This window comes from Psychrobacter sp. P11G3 (assembly GCF_001435845.1).
Classification (GTDB): Bacteria; Pseudomonadota; Gammaproteobacteria; order Pseudomonadales; family Moraxellaceae; genus Psychrobacter.
The window spans coordinates 3,191,810-3,208,614 of record NZ_CM003596.1 but is presented as its reverse complement, the minus strand read 5'-3'; the positions used below and the strand labels follow the sequence as shown (position 1 = coordinate 3,208,614).

General features: G+C 43.9%; 15 protein-coding genes. 3 read left to right on the top strand and 12 right to left on the bottom strand.

The annotated features are described in order from the left end of the window. Nucleotides 1-8 precede the first annotated feature (8 nt). The 12 genes from AK824_RS13010 to AK824_RS12955 all read right to left on the bottom strand — a co-directional run bounded on the left by AK824_RS13010 (nucleotide 9) and on the right by AK824_RS12955 (nucleotide 12,783). Complete coding sequence (locus AK824_RS13010) at nucleotides 9-725, bottom strand: ABC transporter ATP-binding protein (RefSeq protein ID WP_057762180.1); 717 nt, start codon at nucleotides 723-725, stop codon at nucleotides 9-11. Then, entirely contained in the window at nucleotides 725-1,579 is an 855-nt protein-coding gene (locus AK824_RS13005) for an arylesterase (protein ID WP_057762179.1), read from the bottom strand. The genes AK824_RS13010 and AK824_RS13005 overlap by 1 nt, the downstream gene beginning before the upstream one ends. A 311-nt stretch (nucleotides 1,580-1,890) precedes the next feature. Next, nucleotides 1,891-3,123, bottom strand: a complete 1,233-nt coding sequence (locus AK824_RS13000; protein ID WP_057762177.1) for an MFS transporter — start codon at nucleotides 3,121-3,123, stop codon at nucleotides 1,891-1,893. A 396-nt stretch (nucleotides 3,124-3,519) separates the two neighbouring features. Then, nucleotides 3,520-3,765 carry a (Na+)-NQR maturation NqrM gene (gene nqrM, locus AK824_RS12995; RefSeq protein WP_057762175.1) on the bottom strand — a complete coding sequence of 82 codons (246 nt, stop codon included), beginning with the start codon at nucleotides 3,763-3,765 and terminating at the stop codon, nucleotides 3,520-3,522. A gap of 200 nt (nucleotides 3,766-3,965) precedes the next feature. Further along, nucleotides 3,966-5,120: an FAD:protein FMN transferase gene (locus AK824_RS12990; protein ID WP_057762173.1), complete on the bottom strand. Its 1,155-nt coding sequence runs from the start codon at nucleotides 5,118-5,120 to the stop codon at nucleotides 3,966-3,968. Nucleotides 5,121-5,247: 127 nt separating this feature from the next. Next, on the bottom strand, nucleotides 5,248-6,048 hold the full coding sequence (locus AK824_RS12985) for an SDR family NAD(P)-dependent oxidoreductase (RefSeq protein ID WP_057762172.1): 801 nt from the start codon (nucleotides 6,046-6,048) through the stop codon (nucleotides 5,248-5,250). 619 nt (nucleotides 6,049-6,667) lie between these two features. After that, nucleotides 6,668-7,903 carry an NADH:ubiquinone reductase (Na(+)-transporting) subunit F gene (gene nqrF, locus AK824_RS12980; protein ID WP_057762171.1) on the bottom strand — a complete coding sequence of 412 codons (1,236 nt, stop codon included), beginning with the start codon at nucleotides 7,901-7,903 and terminating at the stop codon, nucleotides 6,668-6,670. Between the two features lie 122 nt (nucleotides 7,904-8,025). Next, on the bottom strand, nucleotides 8,026-8,634 hold the full coding sequence (nqrE, locus tag AK824_RS12975; protein ID WP_057762170.1) for an NADH:ubiquinone reductase (Na(+)-transporting) subunit E: 609 nt from the start codon (nucleotides 8,632-8,634) through the stop codon (nucleotides 8,026-8,028). Further along, nucleotides 8,634-9,305: an NADH:ubiquinone reductase (Na(+)-transporting) subunit D gene (locus AK824_RS12970; RefSeq protein ID WP_057762168.1), complete on the bottom strand. Its 672-nt coding sequence runs from the start codon at nucleotides 9,303-9,305 to the stop codon at nucleotides 8,634-8,636. Before AK824_RS12970 ends, nqrE begins: the two co-directional genes overlap by 1 nt. Before the next feature lies 1 nt (nucleotide 9,306). Next, complete coding sequence (locus AK824_RS12965) at nucleotides 9,307-10,209, bottom strand: Na(+)-translocating NADH-quinone reductase subunit C (protein WP_057762167.1); 903 nt, start codon at nucleotides 10,207-10,209, stop codon at nucleotides 9,307-9,309. Beyond that, complete coding sequence (locus AK824_RS12960) at nucleotides 10,190-11,425, bottom strand: NADH:ubiquinone reductase (Na(+)-transporting) subunit B (RefSeq protein ID WP_057762164.1); 1,236 nt, start codon at nucleotides 11,423-11,425, stop codon at nucleotides 10,190-10,192. Before AK824_RS12960 ends, AK824_RS12965 begins: the two co-directional genes overlap by 20 nt. Nucleotides 11,426-11,430: 5 nt before the next feature. Then, nucleotides 11,431-12,783, bottom strand: coding sequence for a Na(+)-translocating NADH-quinone reductase subunit A (locus tag AK824_RS12955; RefSeq protein WP_057762163.1), 1,353 nt, complete (start codon nucleotides 12,781-12,783; stop codon nucleotides 11,431-11,433). 1,095 nt (nucleotides 12,784-13,878) lie between these two features. On the opposite strand from AK824_RS12955, the gene hisA reads away from it, so the two are divergent. The 3 genes from hisA to AK824_RS12940 all read left to right on the top strand — a co-directional run bounded on the left by hisA (nucleotide 13,879) and on the right by AK824_RS12940 (nucleotide 16,718). Continuing rightward, nucleotides 13,879-14,616, top strand: a complete 738-nt coding sequence (hisA, locus tag AK824_RS12950; protein ID WP_057762161.1) for a 1-(5-phosphoribosyl)-5-[(5-phosphoribosylamino)methylideneamino]imidazole-4-carboxamide isomerase — start codon at nucleotides 13,879-13,881, stop codon at nucleotides 14,614-14,616. Nucleotides 14,617-14,681: 65 nt separating this feature from the next. Next, complete coding sequence (locus AK824_RS12945) at nucleotides 14,682-16,355, top strand: mechanosensitive ion channel family protein (RefSeq protein WP_057762160.1); 1,674 nt, start codon at nucleotides 14,682-14,684, stop codon at nucleotides 16,353-16,355. 81 nt (nucleotides 16,356-16,436) lie between these two features. Then, complete coding sequence (locus AK824_RS12940; RefSeq protein ID WP_057762159.1) at nucleotides 16,437-16,718, top strand: hypothetical protein; 282 nt, start codon at nucleotides 16,437-16,439, stop codon at nucleotides 16,716-16,718. Nucleotides 16,719-16,805 lie beyond the last annotated feature (87 nt).

The following is a 16,805-nucleotide window of genomic DNA, read 5'->3' as shown; positions in this document are numbered from 1 at the left end:
CCAGTTATTCATGTAGGTACAATGCGGCCGTCATGCATGGTGATGACGCGATCTGCCATCTCGGCAAGTGCAGGATCATGAGTCACGACCACCAGTGCCGAGCCAACCTGTTGGCGTAAGTCCAATAGCAGCTGCATAACTTGATCGGCATTTTGCTCGTCTAGGTTGCCTGTTGGCTCATCCGCAAAGACAATCTTTGGATGCGATACCAGTGCTCGCGCCACCGCTGTACGCTGCTGCTCACCACCTGACAACTGATTGGGTAAGCTGTTACGTCTATGACCTAAGTCGACTGCATCTATCAGCTCGTCTACGCGTGATGGGTTTGGACGTCTGGCAATATCAAGTGGAAAGGCGATATTTTCAGCGACGGTTAGTGTGGGCAGTAGATGAAACGACTGAAAGACAAAGCCCATATCCTGCTGTCGAATAACGGCAAGCGCATCCTCGTCAAGACTGCTGAGCGTTTGATTTGCCAGTGACACCGTACCGCTATCGGGATAGTCTAGCGCGGCAAGTAGTCCTAGTAAGGTCGATTTGCCTGAGCCTGATTTGCCCATGATGACCACAAACTCGCCTGCATTAACATGGATATCAACGTCTTTGATGATGGACAACTTTTGCTCACCGACTTGTACGGTTTTGTTTAACTGTGAGGCAGTTAGTAGGGTTTGTGTCTTAAAGTCTGTTTGCGATGTCTCTGCAATCGAGCTTGATGATGTCATTACATGGTCTCGTTAGTCGTATTTTTAGTCGTCTGTTTTTGCGCAGTTGTAGATGTGTTATCGGTATCGGCTGTTTTTAGCTCTTTTAACTCATTTAATTTAGGCTCTAGAATAGGCAAGATATTGTCATTGACGATAATCTCGTAGCCTTCTTTGGTCGGATGAATGGCGTCGGCTTGGTTGAGTGCGCGGTCACCGCCGACGCCCTCTAAAAAGAACGGAATGAGCGTTAGATTCATGTCTTTCGCAATACGAGGATAAATGTCTGAGAATGCCGCCACGTATTCACTGCCTAGATTGTCATAGATCGACATACCGCCCAAGATGACGACACTGCCATTGTCTTGCAGGTGCTTAACCGCAGTACGAATATTGGCTTCAATTGTCGCTACATCGATACCACGTATGGCGTCGTTGGCACCGATAGTCAATATAGTGATGTCAGGTTTGGTTTGCGATACCCAGTCCAATCGATTGACCAGACCAGTACTGGTTTCACCGCTTAGACCTGAGTTGATAACTTTGGCGTTAGCATAGCCCATCTCTTGTAGACGATCTTCTAACTGAGCAGGGTAATTGTCGTCTTTGTCCACTCCCAGACCTTCTGTCAGTGAGTCACCAAGCGCCAAAATAGTAAGTGATGAGGATTTGACCTGTTGATCAGTTGAGGCTGCGGTTTCAGTAGCTACTGGAGCAGTGCTGGCTTGACTGTTGGTCGCTTCAGTACTGGTACTCTGCGTGTCAGTAGCAGATGTGGTTTCAGCATCTTTCTGACAGCCACTGATAGCCATTACAGCCGCGAGCATGGCGATAGCAGGCAAGCGCTGAGCAAAACGAGAGGGAAATTTCATCATGGGTGTTATGTCCTATATGCAATCAAACCAGTGTCTAGTCAAATCCTATCTAAACCAGATACAGTATCAGTCGGATAAATCGTCAGGCTCGCTCAGTCTACTATTGGTAGTACTTTCACTCACCTTCCTTTTATCCGGGTTATATTGAGTATCCAGATTATATTAAGTATCTAAGTTATATTAAACTGACTATAGCAAAATAAGACAGTGACCTATATTGGCCTAAGGTTAATTTAAGGCCGCTTTATTGCGCGTTAGCAATCATAGCCTTGTAGACCACAAAAACTGATAGACATGAAAGCTGATAGCAATCAAATATATTTACCATCGACCATCACTGGACGACTAACAAGCCAAGCAATCACGACGTTGACAATCATCAGTATCAGCATAATAAAAAGTGGCATACTCCAGCTACCAGTCATTTCATGCAGCCAACCTGTACCCAATGGTCCAAAAAACGCAATGACATAACCAACTGCTTGAGCCATACCAGACAGCTCACTTGCCTGATTAGTCGTATAAGTACGCATAGAGAATAGCATCATGCTCAAGGTAAAAATCGCCGAACAGCCCATGCCCATCATGCCTGACCATAGCCATGCCAAATCAGTCGATAGATAACTGACGCCCAATATACCAATGACATTTAGCACAGCAGCAAATACCGCTAGCGCTTGAATAGGGCGGCCGCGATTGACCAACCAAGTTAAACTTAAGATAGAAACCGGTGCCATAAACTGAAATACAGAACCCATTTGTCCAGCACTGACGGCAGATAGTCCCTTACTGACCCAAATCGACGGTAAAAAACTGGCAACGGTGTAAAACAATAATGACTGTAATCCCATAAAAATAGCAATCTGCCACGCAAAGGTGGTTCGCCACATGGAAATATCAGAAGAGCTTAAGGCCGCAGGGATGACCGCTTGATGGTTAGATGAACCCAAACGCAAACGTAAGAACAACCAGATAACAAAGGCAAAAACACCTAGTATCGTCCAACCGCCTAATGCCCACTGCCAACCAACCTGCTCCGATAGCGGTAATACGACGCCTGCGACGATACCTGCTGCTGTGGTCATCGTCAGACTAAACAACCCTGTAATCAGCGGAATATGTTGTGGGGTACGCTGCTTAATGACCGGTGCTGCTAAAGTATTAGCGAAACCAATGGCGAGGGTAAGTAGCAAAGTACCAATTAAAAACCCACTCCACGTCGGGATAGCGGTACGAATAATCATCCCTACCGTTAACAGTCCAATCATGGCAATCAGTGTATTTTCTAGCCCGAATCGCTTACCAATGGTTGGAGAAATCAGCGCACCAACGGCAAAGCTCAGCATAGGCACTGCTCCTAGCCAGCCTATCTGAAACTCAGAGATATCAAGCGCGTCTTTTACCACTGGGGCGATAGAACCTAGCGCGACGATAGGTGCACGCATATTGGTTGCTAGCAGAATCATGGCACACAGAACCAACCAAAAGGTAAAGCGTGAGGAAGGCAGGCTAGATGAAACAGATAGATTGGACGAGGTAGACATAGCAGCACAACGATGACAGCGAAAAAGAACACGTTATTAAACAGCGCCAAGAAATTGCCGCTTATAAAATAACACCAGAGAGCATTTACCCAGACACGTACCTAAACGGTAAGCGATATCTTAAATGAGACCGAAAAATATATGTAGCACGTAAGACATACAATTTGCTGCACTGATTTTGCTAAATTTGCAGGCAGGTTAGTCAAAATGCATTTGTGGTTACTTCGAGTTACGGCTATAGAACAGTGATAATAAGAGATGGCGATAATAAGGAATCTCAAATAAGCAGTCTTATCGCACAATAAAAATAGCGTCAAGTCACTTTTGAATGACTTGACGCTATTATAAGAACATATGTCAGGTAAATGCTACCAGCGTATGGTAACCAATAGGCTATTAAACCGATTTACCCAATTGAGCAGCTCTTAATGCATTCTCTTGCTGTTCAGCGATTAGTGAATCGCACTTATTGGGATCATTACCGCAAAACGAGCAATTTTCATCACCCATCAATTTAGCAACACCGCCACAAGATCCTCTAAGCGGCTTTTTTTTGACCATATAACCGACGCCCATAAAAATAAAGAATAGGACAAATACGGTGAAAGTAATGGCAAGCATAGGAAGCAGTTGGCTAAGCATAGAGGAAACCTCATTTTAAAAAATAGGGCAGTTATTAGTAGTGCTGTCTAAGTTCATGACAGCTAAGCACCATTAATAACAACTGTATAATAGTATAACAAATTTTAGTGCGGCTCGTTGTGCGTTAACGTATTCTCTTATTTCACATCTATCACTTACCAGTGGCTTCTAGAGTGTGCTGTCTAGAGCTTGGAGAACGATTAGAGCTTTTTATCAGCACGTAATGCTTTCATCGCTGGTGTCTGTACCACTTGCCAATCGTCAATATCATCATCAGCAGCTTCGTTGGACATATCGTCAGAACCTTTTGCCTTTACATCGTCAGCTAGTACCACAAACATGGCTGCTAGATTTTGTGTTTTAGCGAGGTCTAGTGCTTTGTAATAAGGCATCGCGGTAAGGGCAGTTGCCCACGCATCCGCCAATGCAACCGAATCAGCTGCGACAGTAACTGAAGGTGCGCCGCCTGCAATAGGGTTGCCCGTTGTCGGGTCGATAGTATGGCTATAGCGTTTGCCATCGAATATGACAGAATTGCGATAGTTGCCAGAGGTCGCTAGATGCATTTGGCTAGCCGTGTTTTTCGGCTGGCGAATAGCAGATATGGTCTGACGTTCACTGACCGTGCTGCCTTCAATAGGAGCGTCAATCGCAATTTGCCATGGCTGCTGCTGGTTATTCACACCAGAAGTGGCTATTTCACCGCCGATCTCAACCATATAGTTACGAATTTGGTAATCCTCTCTCAGCACATCAGCGATGACATCGACGCCATAACCTTTGGCAACAGCAGAAAAATCTAAACCAACGCCGTCTTTGGTCTTATAGATGGTGTCGTCTTTCTTTATGATGCTCTCAAAATCGACCAATGCTTTTGCTTGCGCAATCTCTACTGCGGTCGGTGGACTTTGTAAACGCTCGACCGTCATGGTGCTCCCAAAGCCCCATGTATTTACGAGTGGCATAACGGTAGGGTCAAAAGCACCGCCAGATTGCTGATAGACAATTTGCGATACATCTAGCACACGACTAAAATCAGCATCGATAGTGATAGGTTTGTCTTTGCCCAAACGATTGAATGTAGATATGGTCGAGTCGTTTTGATAAGTAGACATGCTATCGTTAATTTGTTTTAGGCGCTCGTCTACCGCAGCTTGTATGGCGGCTTCGTCCGCATCATCAGGCAACTGATAGCTAATATGGTAGCTCGTACCCATCGTCTCACCGATCAGATAGTTATAGTCTGGGGGTTGCTGGCAAGCGCTGAGCCCTAAAGTACTAGCAAGGCTGATGACGCCTACTAAAGTAAGGTGCAGAGGTTTTTTGGAAGATAAGCTGGATATAGTGTTTTTCATAATATTTTCGGTATGGCGTAGAAATGAGTAGGGTGTAAAACAAGCCACGCTTATTTTACACCCCTTGAACCCAAAAATACTAATGAAGGCACCATTCAGCGACAATTCGTTCGGTTGATTGAGTGGCTTACTTCACTTGTGACTCACGTATGAGCTTATAGAGTTTTGGTGGAGAGACGCGGTTGACCCGTGTGGCCAGTTTTTCTTTGCGACCAGCGACGATGATATATTCCTCTCCCTTGGTGAGCGCCTTCACGACTTGTTTGGCAAACTCAGTCGCAGTTAGACCATTGTTGGTCGCTTCATCCATCGTACCTTGTGCGCTACCGTCGCCAGTCAACGCATTGATAGAGATATTAGTCTGAATAAACCCGGGGAATATCGTGGCTACTTTGATACCTTGATCATGTAGCTCAGCACGCAAACTGTTGGCCCACATATGCAGTGCGGCCTTGGCTGCTCCATAAGCACCGCGATATTGTGTACCCAATAAACCTGCTACACTCGAGACCATTACTACTTTGCCGCCGCCTTGTGCGATAATATCAGGCAATACCAGTCTAGTAAGGCGCGTCTGGGCAAAATAATCTATTTCCATGATTTGGCGTTCAACTTCTTCAGCCGTGTCCATGATGAGCGAACGCTGACTGATACCAGCATTATTGATGAGCCAGTCGATTTTTTCCGCCTGAGCTTTAGCAGTAGCATAAGCTTCTTTGGTTTGGTTGGCATTACTGATATCAAAGGGAACGACAATATGTTTGTTAGCGCGTTTGCAGCTATTTTTGACCACCTCTAACTTATCACTGTCACGTCCACTTAGAATAATTCTAGCTCCGCGTTTGGCGAAGGCAACGGCTAATGCTTGTCCAATACCACTAGAAGCACCGGTGATCCAAATGGTCAAATCTTTGTATTTCGTTTTCATAAGAGTCCTTTCTTAATTTGTTAAAATTCTGTGCATGTTTGAGATATCATATTTTTCAGATAAGTGTTTTTTCTATTCAAGACTATGAGCTAAATAGCATCGTATAGTCAATCTAAAAGAAAAAAGGTACCTTATAAGGTACCTTGAAAAATAGATTAAATATAATCCTCAGAAAATAGATCTCTTTTAAGAAACTCGTCTGTTCGTATAACGATAACCCTCTGACTCCATGCAAGAACTGAACAAGCTGCTTTCTCTCTCACTTTTTACCTTTGCAATTCCAATTTGATAACGACATTTTTGTATTGCATTATGTGTATCATGTTGAGATATTCCTGCTTTTTTCCAAGTCGACTTAGGCGCACTTGAACAACCCGACAATATTAGAATAGAAGCAAGAATGCTTGTAAGTATACTAATTTTCATACTAAAACCTTTTATTGAATTCAAAAATAATAATCTATTGTTCAATTAAAACTGATACCAGTTCTAAGAACCAACAATTATTTAATAATAACAATAAACATCTATTATTGTAAGGTTTTGGAAACAAAAAAGAGTCTCAATTGAGACTCTTTTTTATATTCTTAGATTTGTGCTGTCAGATTAATTATCTAACTTAACCACCGAAATCATCAAGCATGATGTTTTCGTCTTCCACGCCCATGCTGTGTAGCATGTCAATTACGGCAGCATTCATCATCGGTGGCCCACACATGTAGTATTCACAGTCTTCTGGGTTTGGATGATCTTTCAGATAGTTTTCGAGCAATACGTTATGGATAAAGCCTGTTGGACCTTCCCAGTTATCTTCTGGTAATGGGTCAGACAGTGCAACATGCCACTCAAAGTTATCGAACTCTTCTTCTAGCTGATCATAGTCTTCAACGTAGAACATCTCACGAATAGAACGAGCACCATACCAGAAGCTAATCTTACGATCAGTGTTCAAGCGTTTGAGCTGATCAAAGATATGCGAACGCATTGGAGCCATACCAGCACCACCACCGACAAAGATCATTTCAGCTTCGGTTTTCTTGGCAAAGAACTCACCATAAGGACCTGAAACCGTCACTTTGTCACCAGGTACTAAGCTAAATACCCATGAAGACATTTTGCCTGGTGGAATACCGTCAGGACCACGTGGCGGTGGACTTGCGATACGGATGTTAAACTTGATGAGGCCTTTTTCTTCAGGATAGTTGGCCATTGAGTAAGCACGGATAACTGGCTCATCAACTTTCGAGACATAGTTGAAGATACCGAATTTTTCCCAGTCTTCTCTATACTCTTCATCAATCACAAAGTCTTTGTAGTGCACTTCATGCGGTGGCGCTTCAAGCTGCACATAACCACCAGCGCGGAAGTTTACTTCTTCGCCTTCTGGAATTTTTAGTACCAGCTCTTTAATGAAAGTGGCAACGTTATCGTTAGAGATAACTTCACATTCCCATTTCTGTACATCAAAGAACTCAGGGTCAATCTCAATTTTCATGTCTTGCTTAACAGCTACCTGACAAGCTAAGCGCATGTGATTGCGGATTTCACCTTGAGTAAAATAGCCTTCTTCGGTGGGCAAAATAGAACCACCACCTTCAATAACGCGGCAACGACACTGCGCACAAGTACCACCACCACCACAAGCTGAAGATAAAAATATACCTTCGCCCGCTAGCGTTTGTAGTAGTTTGCCGCCAGCTGGTGTCACCACATCATTATCGGGATTATCATTAATATGGATAGTGACATCGCCTGAACTGACCAGTCTTGAGCGCGCCGCCAAAATAATAGCGACGAGGCCCATGATGATCAAGGTAAACATAGCAACGCCACCAATCGCCGTAGCGTAATCCATGGTAGGTATCCTTAATCTATGGGGTAGGGGTGTGGGGGCATAATCTATGCTGTACCCAAACCTCTACCGAATAAATGAATTAAATAAGTCAAATAGCTAATGAAAGCTTTGAGCTTAGCGGTTTAGATGGACATACCACCGAACGACATAAAGCCGAGCGACATAAGACCAACCGTGATAAAAGTAATACCAAGACCACGCAGCGGTGCTGGAATGTCTGAGTATTTTAGCTTTTCACGGATACCCGCCAATGCTGTAATAGCAAGTGCCCAACCGAAGCCTGCCCCCACACCATAGACAACAGATTCACCAAAGTTATAGTCACGCTCAACCATAAATAGTACACCACCCAAGATGGCACAGTTTACGGTGATGAGTGGTAAGAATACCCCAAGTGCGTTATATAGACTCGGTACAAACTTGTCCAAGAACATCTCTAGGATCTGTACGGTGGCTGCAATCAAACCGATATAACTTAGCAATCCTAAGAAGCTCAAGTCGATATCAGGGAAACCTGCCCATGCCAGCGCACCATCTTTTAGGATAAACTGGAATAGTAAATTGTTTAGTGGAACGGTAATTGCCATAACGACAATAACCGCAACACCTAGACCAATCGCTGTAGAGACTTTTTTGGATACGGCCAAAAAAGTACACATGCCTAAGAAGTAGGCAAGCGCCATGTTCTCGATAAAGACTGAGGTTATAAATAAACTAACATAATGTCCCATTAGTGACCGCCTCCATGTGCCATGCCTTTAGACTGCGGCTTCATTACAAACTCAGCTTCTTCAACTTGTTCTGGTTTCCAGATACGGACAACAGCGATGAACAAACCAATGATAAAGAACGCTGACGGTGGTAACAGTAATAGACCGTTTGGTATGTACCAACCGCCATCAGTGACTGGCTGTAGAATCGTAATACCAAACCAAGTACCAGCACCCAATAGCTCACGGATAGTTGCGACAAATAGCAATACTGCTGAGTAACCAAGACCGTTACCAATACCATCTAAAAAGCTTGGGATTGGTGGGTTGCTCATAGCAAATGCTTCGGCACGGCCCATAACGATACAGTTCGTGATAATCAGACCAACGAAAACTGACAGACCTTTACTGACGTCATAAGCCACTGCTTTTAGTACCTGATCAACCAAGATAACCAACGAAGCAATAATCGTCATCTGTACGATGATACGAATGCTTGATGGAATCTGCTTACGGATAATCGAGATAAAGAAGCTTGAAAATGCCGTTACCAAGGTCAATGCCACACACATGACCATAGCGTTAGCCATACTGGTGGTGACAGCCAATGCCGAACAGATACCAAGGATCTGTAGGGCAATTGGGTTATTATCAAAGATAGGCGTGGTTAAAATGCTTTTAGTGTCAGCCATGTTATGCCTCCTTGCCGTTTGCTACTGGTAGCTTGGCTGCCAATTCGGTTTTAGGTTGAGCTGCCGGCTTTGATTGATTTGCTTGCGTGTCTGCACCTTCAACCGTTTGGCCGCTCTTTTCACGTAGCGTATCTAGATAAGGCTTATAACCTTGCTCACCTAACCAAAACTGAATCATGTTGCTGACGCCGCGGCTAGTCAATGTTGCACCGCTAATACCATCAACCCAGTTCTCTTTTGGGTTACCAGCTTTGGTTACACCAGTGGCAACGTTACCATTCTCGTCATAAGACTCGATACCGCTCCACTTTGCACGCCACTCTGGCTCTTCGATACGAGCGCCAAGACCTGGGGTTTCTTTATGCTCATAGAAACTGATACCTTTGATGGTATTCATATCACTTTCGAGCGTTAAGAAACCATAGATAGTGCCCCATAGACCGTAGCCCTGAATTGGCAGTACAACTGTTTCTGGCTGACCTGCGTCATCATTTTTGACATAGACTTTGGCGTATTTTGGCTTACGACCAATACCAGCAGGATCGTTGTCACCCAAGTCTTCACTTAGAGCTTGGTTTTTTGTCGCTTGACTGGCGTCATAAGCATTACGATCAGGGATGCCAGCAGTTTTTAGCGCGTCGTCATCGAGATAAGTACCTTCGTTTAGATCAATGATTTTTACTTCAAAGTCTTTAAAACGTTCGGCGACATCATCTGCTGTATCAGACTCAGCGTCATACATATCAGCCGCAACTAAGATGTTTTTGTTGCGGTCTAAACGTGCGTTTTCAACTTGCGCAGGCTTTAGACCAACAGCCACTGCTGAGACCAACACTGAACACACCAAGCATAGCGTCAAAGCCACACTGATGGTTTTCGCGTTATTACTTTTGGGCTTGGACATAGCGAACCCTCCGAGCGGTTTGGCGTTTGATATTTGCTTGAGTCACAAAGTAATCAAACAATGGAGCAAATAAGTTGGCAAATAAGATGGCCAGCATGATGCCTTCTGGGAAAGCAGGGTTGATGACGCGAATCAATACGGTCATAAAACCAATCAAGATACCGTAAGCCCAGCGGCCTTTGTTTGTATGTGCAGCTGATACTGGATCGGTTGCCATAAATACAGCACCGAAAGCAAAGCCACCGATAACTAAGTGCCAGTAGAACGGCAAGCTCATCATCATGTTGTCTTCAGAGCCAATCATGTTGAACACAAGAGACGTCGCAATCAGACCGACCACACAACCTGCCATAATGCGCCAAGAAGCAATACGCGTCCATAGCAACACTGCCGCACCCATTAGAATGGCTAGCGTCGATACTTCACCGATACTACCTTGCATATTACCTAAGAATGCATCACTCCACGTGATGGCATTACCATAAACGTCGACGAAGTCCTGAGGAACCACACCAAGGGCTGCAAGGCCAAGAGGGGTTGCACCTGAGAAACCATCTACTGCCGTCCATACTGAGTCACCAGACATATAGGCTGGATAAGCAAAGTATAGGAATGCACGACCCGATAGGGCAGGGTTAAGGAAGTTTTTACCAGTACCACCGAACACTTCTTTTGCGACGACTACACCGAAGATAATACCTAGGGCAACTTGCCATAAAGGAATATCAGGTGGTAGACATAATGCAAATAGAACTGAAGTCACAAAGAAACCTTCGTTAACTTCGTGTCCACGGACGACAGCAAAGATAATCTCACAGAGAATACCCACTGCAAACGTCACGATATAAATAGGCAAAAACTGCATCGCACCATAGACGAAACTTGCCCAGATACTGTCTGGGTTATAGCCTGCCATGCTAGTGATCACAGTACGCCAGCCTTCAGGCTGTAAGCCAAGCTGAGCGATAGCGGTTAGTGCTTGATGACCAATGTTGTACATACCCCAAAACATCGCTGGGAAGGTACATAGCCATACGGTAATCATAATACGCTTTAGGTCAATCCCGTCACGTACATGTGATGACGCATAAGTGGTTGAGCTTGGTTGACGTAAGAACGTATCAAACATCTCAAAAATAGCGTAGTACTTCTCGTGTTTGCCGCCTTTGGTGAAAGATGGCTCCATACGATCGAACATATTGTGTAAAAATTTCATCGTGGTTAGCCCTCCAGCTCAATGCGCGTTAAGTTATCACGCAAAATATCACCGAATTCATATTTGCCAGGAGATACAAAGGTGCATAGTGCCAAATCTTCTTCGTCCAGTTCAAGCACACCCAAATCTACTGCGCTAATGATGTCTTCGACGATCAATGCACGTAGTAATTGAGTTGGTAGGTAATCTTGTGGCATGACTTCTTCATAGACACCGATTGGTACCATCGCTCGTGGTGAGCCGTTACTTGTGGTAGTAAAGTCGTACTTTTTGCCACCAAAGAACTGCGAAATATAGATAGGCAGTTTTGAGAAGCGGTTTTTACCTGGAGTAAAGAAGTGGAACGCAGGACGCTCACGACCTTCAGTCAATACGCTGATCTGATTGTGAAAACGACCCAGATAGGCGATGTTTTCAAACACTTTGCGACCAGACAATACTGAACCTGAAATGATACGGTTCTCGCCAGCAGCCAGCTTACCTTTGGTCAATGCAGTGATATCAGCACCGCGCTCAGTCATAACCAAATGTGGGTTGGTGACAGCAGGACCTGCTAAGCTCACCATGCGGCGCGTATATAGACGACCTGTCGTAAACAATTTACCGATGGCAATCACGTCTTGATAACCAATCGTCCATACGGTCACACCGCGGCTGATAGGATGCAAAAAATGAATATGCGTACCAGCAAGACCAGCTGGATGCTTACCAGCAAAACCATGATACTCAGTGACGTTATTCGCTGCAGTCTTTGCAACTGGTGTCAGTTGGGTATCGCCGTGATGACAGACAAAGGTCTTTGGACTAAGCGTAGATAATACAGCAAGTCCATCATTGAACGCTTGTAGCTGCTCATTGATCACAAGCATTGGGTCAAAGGCAAGTGGATTGGTATCCATTGCTGTGACAAAGATAGCATGTGGACGAGCGCCGATTTCGGGTGCGCGGCTATAAGGACGCGTACGGAACGCGGTCCATTCGCCAGAGGCAATCAGTTGGGTTTCAACGACTTCAGAGTCTAGGTCAGCAAGCTGCTGTGAGTCATAGCGCTCAAAGTCTACTTCTTCACCATTTGGGTCGACCGCAATCACAAGACTCTCAAACACTCGACGTTCGCCACGTTTAACAGCGACGACCTTACCGGCAGCAGGAGCAGTGTAGACCACGCCAACACGTTTTTTGTCTTCATAAACGGGCTGACCTTTGGCTACAATGTCACCTTCTTTGACATTCATAGTGGGCTTCATACCCACATAATCATAGCCAACAAGTGCTACATGTGTCGGTTGGTGCTCAGATATCTCGCGGGAGGGTTCACCAGTGATGGGCAAATCCAAACCTTTTTTGATGGTAATCATAAGCGAAAACTTAGTCCATAGTCTAAAACGATACCAGACGTCCTGTTTGGTATATCGGTAGCATGAACGTTTGTATCACTCAACAAAGCCTTCAATCGTCTATTTCCTTTATAGTGAAATAGGGATGAAAGCTCTGTGAAGACAATACATGATCATAACTACTAGTAAGAGTATTAACGCTGACCTTAGACTCCTTAACAACACGTTAATGTCTTATTCGAATTACCAAAGTGGCGACTGGCTACCAAGGTGTATGCTAAAACCGCTTCATCGAAATCAATCGCTATAGCACATGGCTAAAAGAGACTGGTTTAAATACAAATGGCTTTATCACACGTTTCATTGAAATTTAAAACTTGTAACACCAGTATGTTTGACCATCTCTCGTTCACTAATATCGTCTAAAGATATTCGGTAGAATAAGAGTGTGGCCAAATAACGATCTATTAAGGTAGATGATATACTGGTTAAAAGACAAACTAGCTAAGCAACTGATAAGCAAACCTCGCTTATTATAAGCTGCTATAGTTTTAATCGTAACGGTTTTAATATAGTTAGCTAGTGATAGGGACTTGCAAGACATCTAATTAAGGTTAAATACCGCAGAATCGATGGTTTAGAGACTATTAGTTGAGATTTTTCAGATAGTCCTTTTTAGCAATTTCTTGGCCAATATTTTATTGGCGTATTGAGCGATTGCTCGATCCATCCTGATCACCATGCTGTATTAGTGAGTTGTAACAACTCAACAAAAAGCGTAACACATGGTTACTATCACATAGAAACAAATAAAAATTTACCTAGGATTATACGCTAAATTGACCTAAAATTGCCAGTCAGTAATAGAATTTAACGATTGTTGGTAGTGATTCTACGTACTAAAACTTATGGTTATGATTGTCTAGTTTCTGTTTTTCTTATTTGTATTCAAACAGATTGCTAACTTAGCGATGTCTTGGTTTTCGATCTGTCCATAATTTATGCTACTTTTAAGCAGCGTTTTCTCTCGTTATTTGATGCTTCAATAACGTTTCATTCTCAAAATTTTAATTTACTAAATTTATTGCCAATCTTGTGCTTTATAAGGAATGCTATATGTGTGCTGTGCCTGTCATTATCCCGGCTATTGATTTAAAAGATGGTAAGTGTGTACGTTTAAAACAAGGCCGTATGGAAGATGATACGGTGTTCTCTGATGACCCAGTTGCCATGGCAGCGCGTTGGGTAGATGAAGGCGCTCGTCGCTTACATTTGGTCGATTTGAATGGTGCTTTTGATGGCGTGCCAGTACATAGACAAGTGGTCAATGATATCACCAAAGCCTATCCGAACCTGCCTATTCAATTGGGTGGTGGTGTACGTAACATGAACACTATCGAGCAGTATATTACCGCAGGTTTGACGTATATCATTATCGGTACAAAAGCCGTTGAAGATCCTGATTTTGTCGCTGAAGCTTGCCGCGAATTTGCAGGGCATATCATCGTCGGTATCGATGCCAAAGACGGTATGGTAGCCACTCATGGCTGGGCAAACGTGACAGATACCAAAGCGACCGAGCTTGCTAAGCGCTTTGCAGATGTAGGCGTATCATCAATCGTTTATACTGATATCGCGCGTGATGGCATGATGCAAGGCGTCAACGTTGAACAAACTGTTAATTTGGCGCGTGAAGGCAGACTACCTGTGATTGCATCAGGCGGCGTTACCGATATGAAAGATATCGAGCTGTTAAAGCCTTATGGTGATTGTATCGAAGGTATCATCACTGGTCGTGCTATCTATGAAGGCACGTTGAATTTGAGCGAAGCGCAGATTTATTTAGATAGCTAAATCCAGATAGCCAGTTACCAACAACAAGCTAAGCGAGAAAAATCCGTAAAAAATTAAGGATGCTTATGGCCACTTATATTGACCGTCCGATAGTACGCAGTTTTATAAAAGCGTGGGGTCAAATAGTGTTGTTACTAAGCATCCTTTTTGCGTTTTCAGCGCATGCTGCCAGTGAAGAGATTTCTGGTATCGCAGCAGCGCTAGGTATAGAGACAACTGAAAGTGTAGATACGACAGAGGCAAGCGTATCTAACGATAATTCTGCTATATCAGAAAATGAGACATCAGACAGTGAAGTCACAGAACCTGCCAGCTCATTGCCAACGCCAGCTACGCCACCAATAATCAGTGGCGAAAGCACTAATAACGCACAAATCGAGACCACACCCACACCGCAAAAAGACAACGATATTCGTCAACGTATCAGCGGTATTTTCTCTGAAATCGAAGGCTTACAAGCCGTCAATGTTAGTGTCACTCAAGGGGTCGTTACCCTAACGGGAGAAACAGCCAACGAAAAAAAAGCACAACAAGCGATCAACTTAACCAACCGACTAACAGATGTCGTCACTGTAGAAGATAGAATTAACCGCACACTAGATGTTCAAGAGAATGTCTCAACGGTCTATCAAGGTCTAAAAGCGCAGGTGACCAATCTAGTGAAGGCGCTACCGCTACTATTGGTTGGCATCTTTATATTTGCCTTGGTAGCATGGTTTGGCAGTTGGTTATCTAATCGCAAAAAAATGTGGCAACGTCTAACACCCAATCCATTTGTCGCTGAGCTGCTGTCACAAACGGTCAAAGTCATCTTTATTATCTTTGGTCTGATTCTAGGGCTAAGTCTGATAGGTGCAGAGACTATTTTAGGTACTCTGCTTGGTGGGGCAGGTGTCATTGGTATTGCGGTTGGTTTCGCAGTCAAAGACACCATTGAGAATTATATCGCTTCATTAATGCTGAGCATTCGCCAACCTTTTCGTGCTCGTGACCATATCGTGATTAATGGGCAAGAGGGCATCGTGGTTCGTTTGACTTCACGTGCGACAATACTGATGACACTGGACGGTAATCAGCTGCGCATTCCTAATGCTGAAGTCTTTAAAGGTACCATTCTAAATTACACCAAAAACCCTGAGCGCCGATTTACTTTTGAATTGGGCGTTGATGCCAATGATGATCCATTAGCAGCAATCAAAGTCGGATTGGATGCGATACATACGCTGGCGTTTGTGTTGAATGAGCCTAAGGCGATTGCGGTCATTACCAATGTGGGTGATTCTAATATTGTTTTGGAATTTCAGGTTTGGGTAGATCAATCAGAGACCGACTTTGCCAAAGCACGCAGTATCGCCATTCGTGAGACCAAGCATGCATTAGAAGATAAAGGCTTTAGCTTACCTGAGCCTATTTATCGTCTGCGCTTCAATAACAAGTTAGAAAAAGCCTTTGAACACATGCAAAGCAGTGCCAACAATGCTAATAATGTTCAATCTGATATAACGATTACGCCAACTGCCTCTAAACCTGCTGACACAAATCAGGTCAGCGGGAGTCATACGGATGACCAAGATAAAAAACAAGCCAAGGCTCGAGCCAAAACCATTTTGCAAGGTCGCAGTGCTAATGAGGTTCTCGACGCCCGTCCTGACGATAAGCTGATGGAAAAGGTAGAGCAAGAGATTGCTCAAAGCTCAGATGAGACTGACTTATTGAATAATAATAGCCCGCAAGAATAGGTACTAGACGTTAAATAAGATTTAGGCATAAAAAGTGCAACAGAATCTATATTTGGTGGTTATTCAAATACGGGGCTTTTTATGGAAATGAAACACGTTATTATCTTTGCAGTAATTGGTATTGTGGCATTACTTGGCTTTAACATTATCAATGGCAATAGTCGCGAACAAAATAGAGAGATTGCAACCAGTAGTGTAGCGGCTGAACAGCCTGATTCTACAGTAGCTACATCTGATACAGATATTACTAGCCAGCCACTTAGCCAACAGCCGAAAGCTATCGTAGATAGTGCTACTAGCAAAATTGACCAAGCACAGCAAGCCGAACAAGACCGTGTAGAGCAATTGGACGATGCGCAATAGGCACAATAAATAGCTATATCATTGATGATTGAAAAGTACACAGCATAAAAAAGGCTAACGATTACGTTAGCCTTTTTTATTGTATTA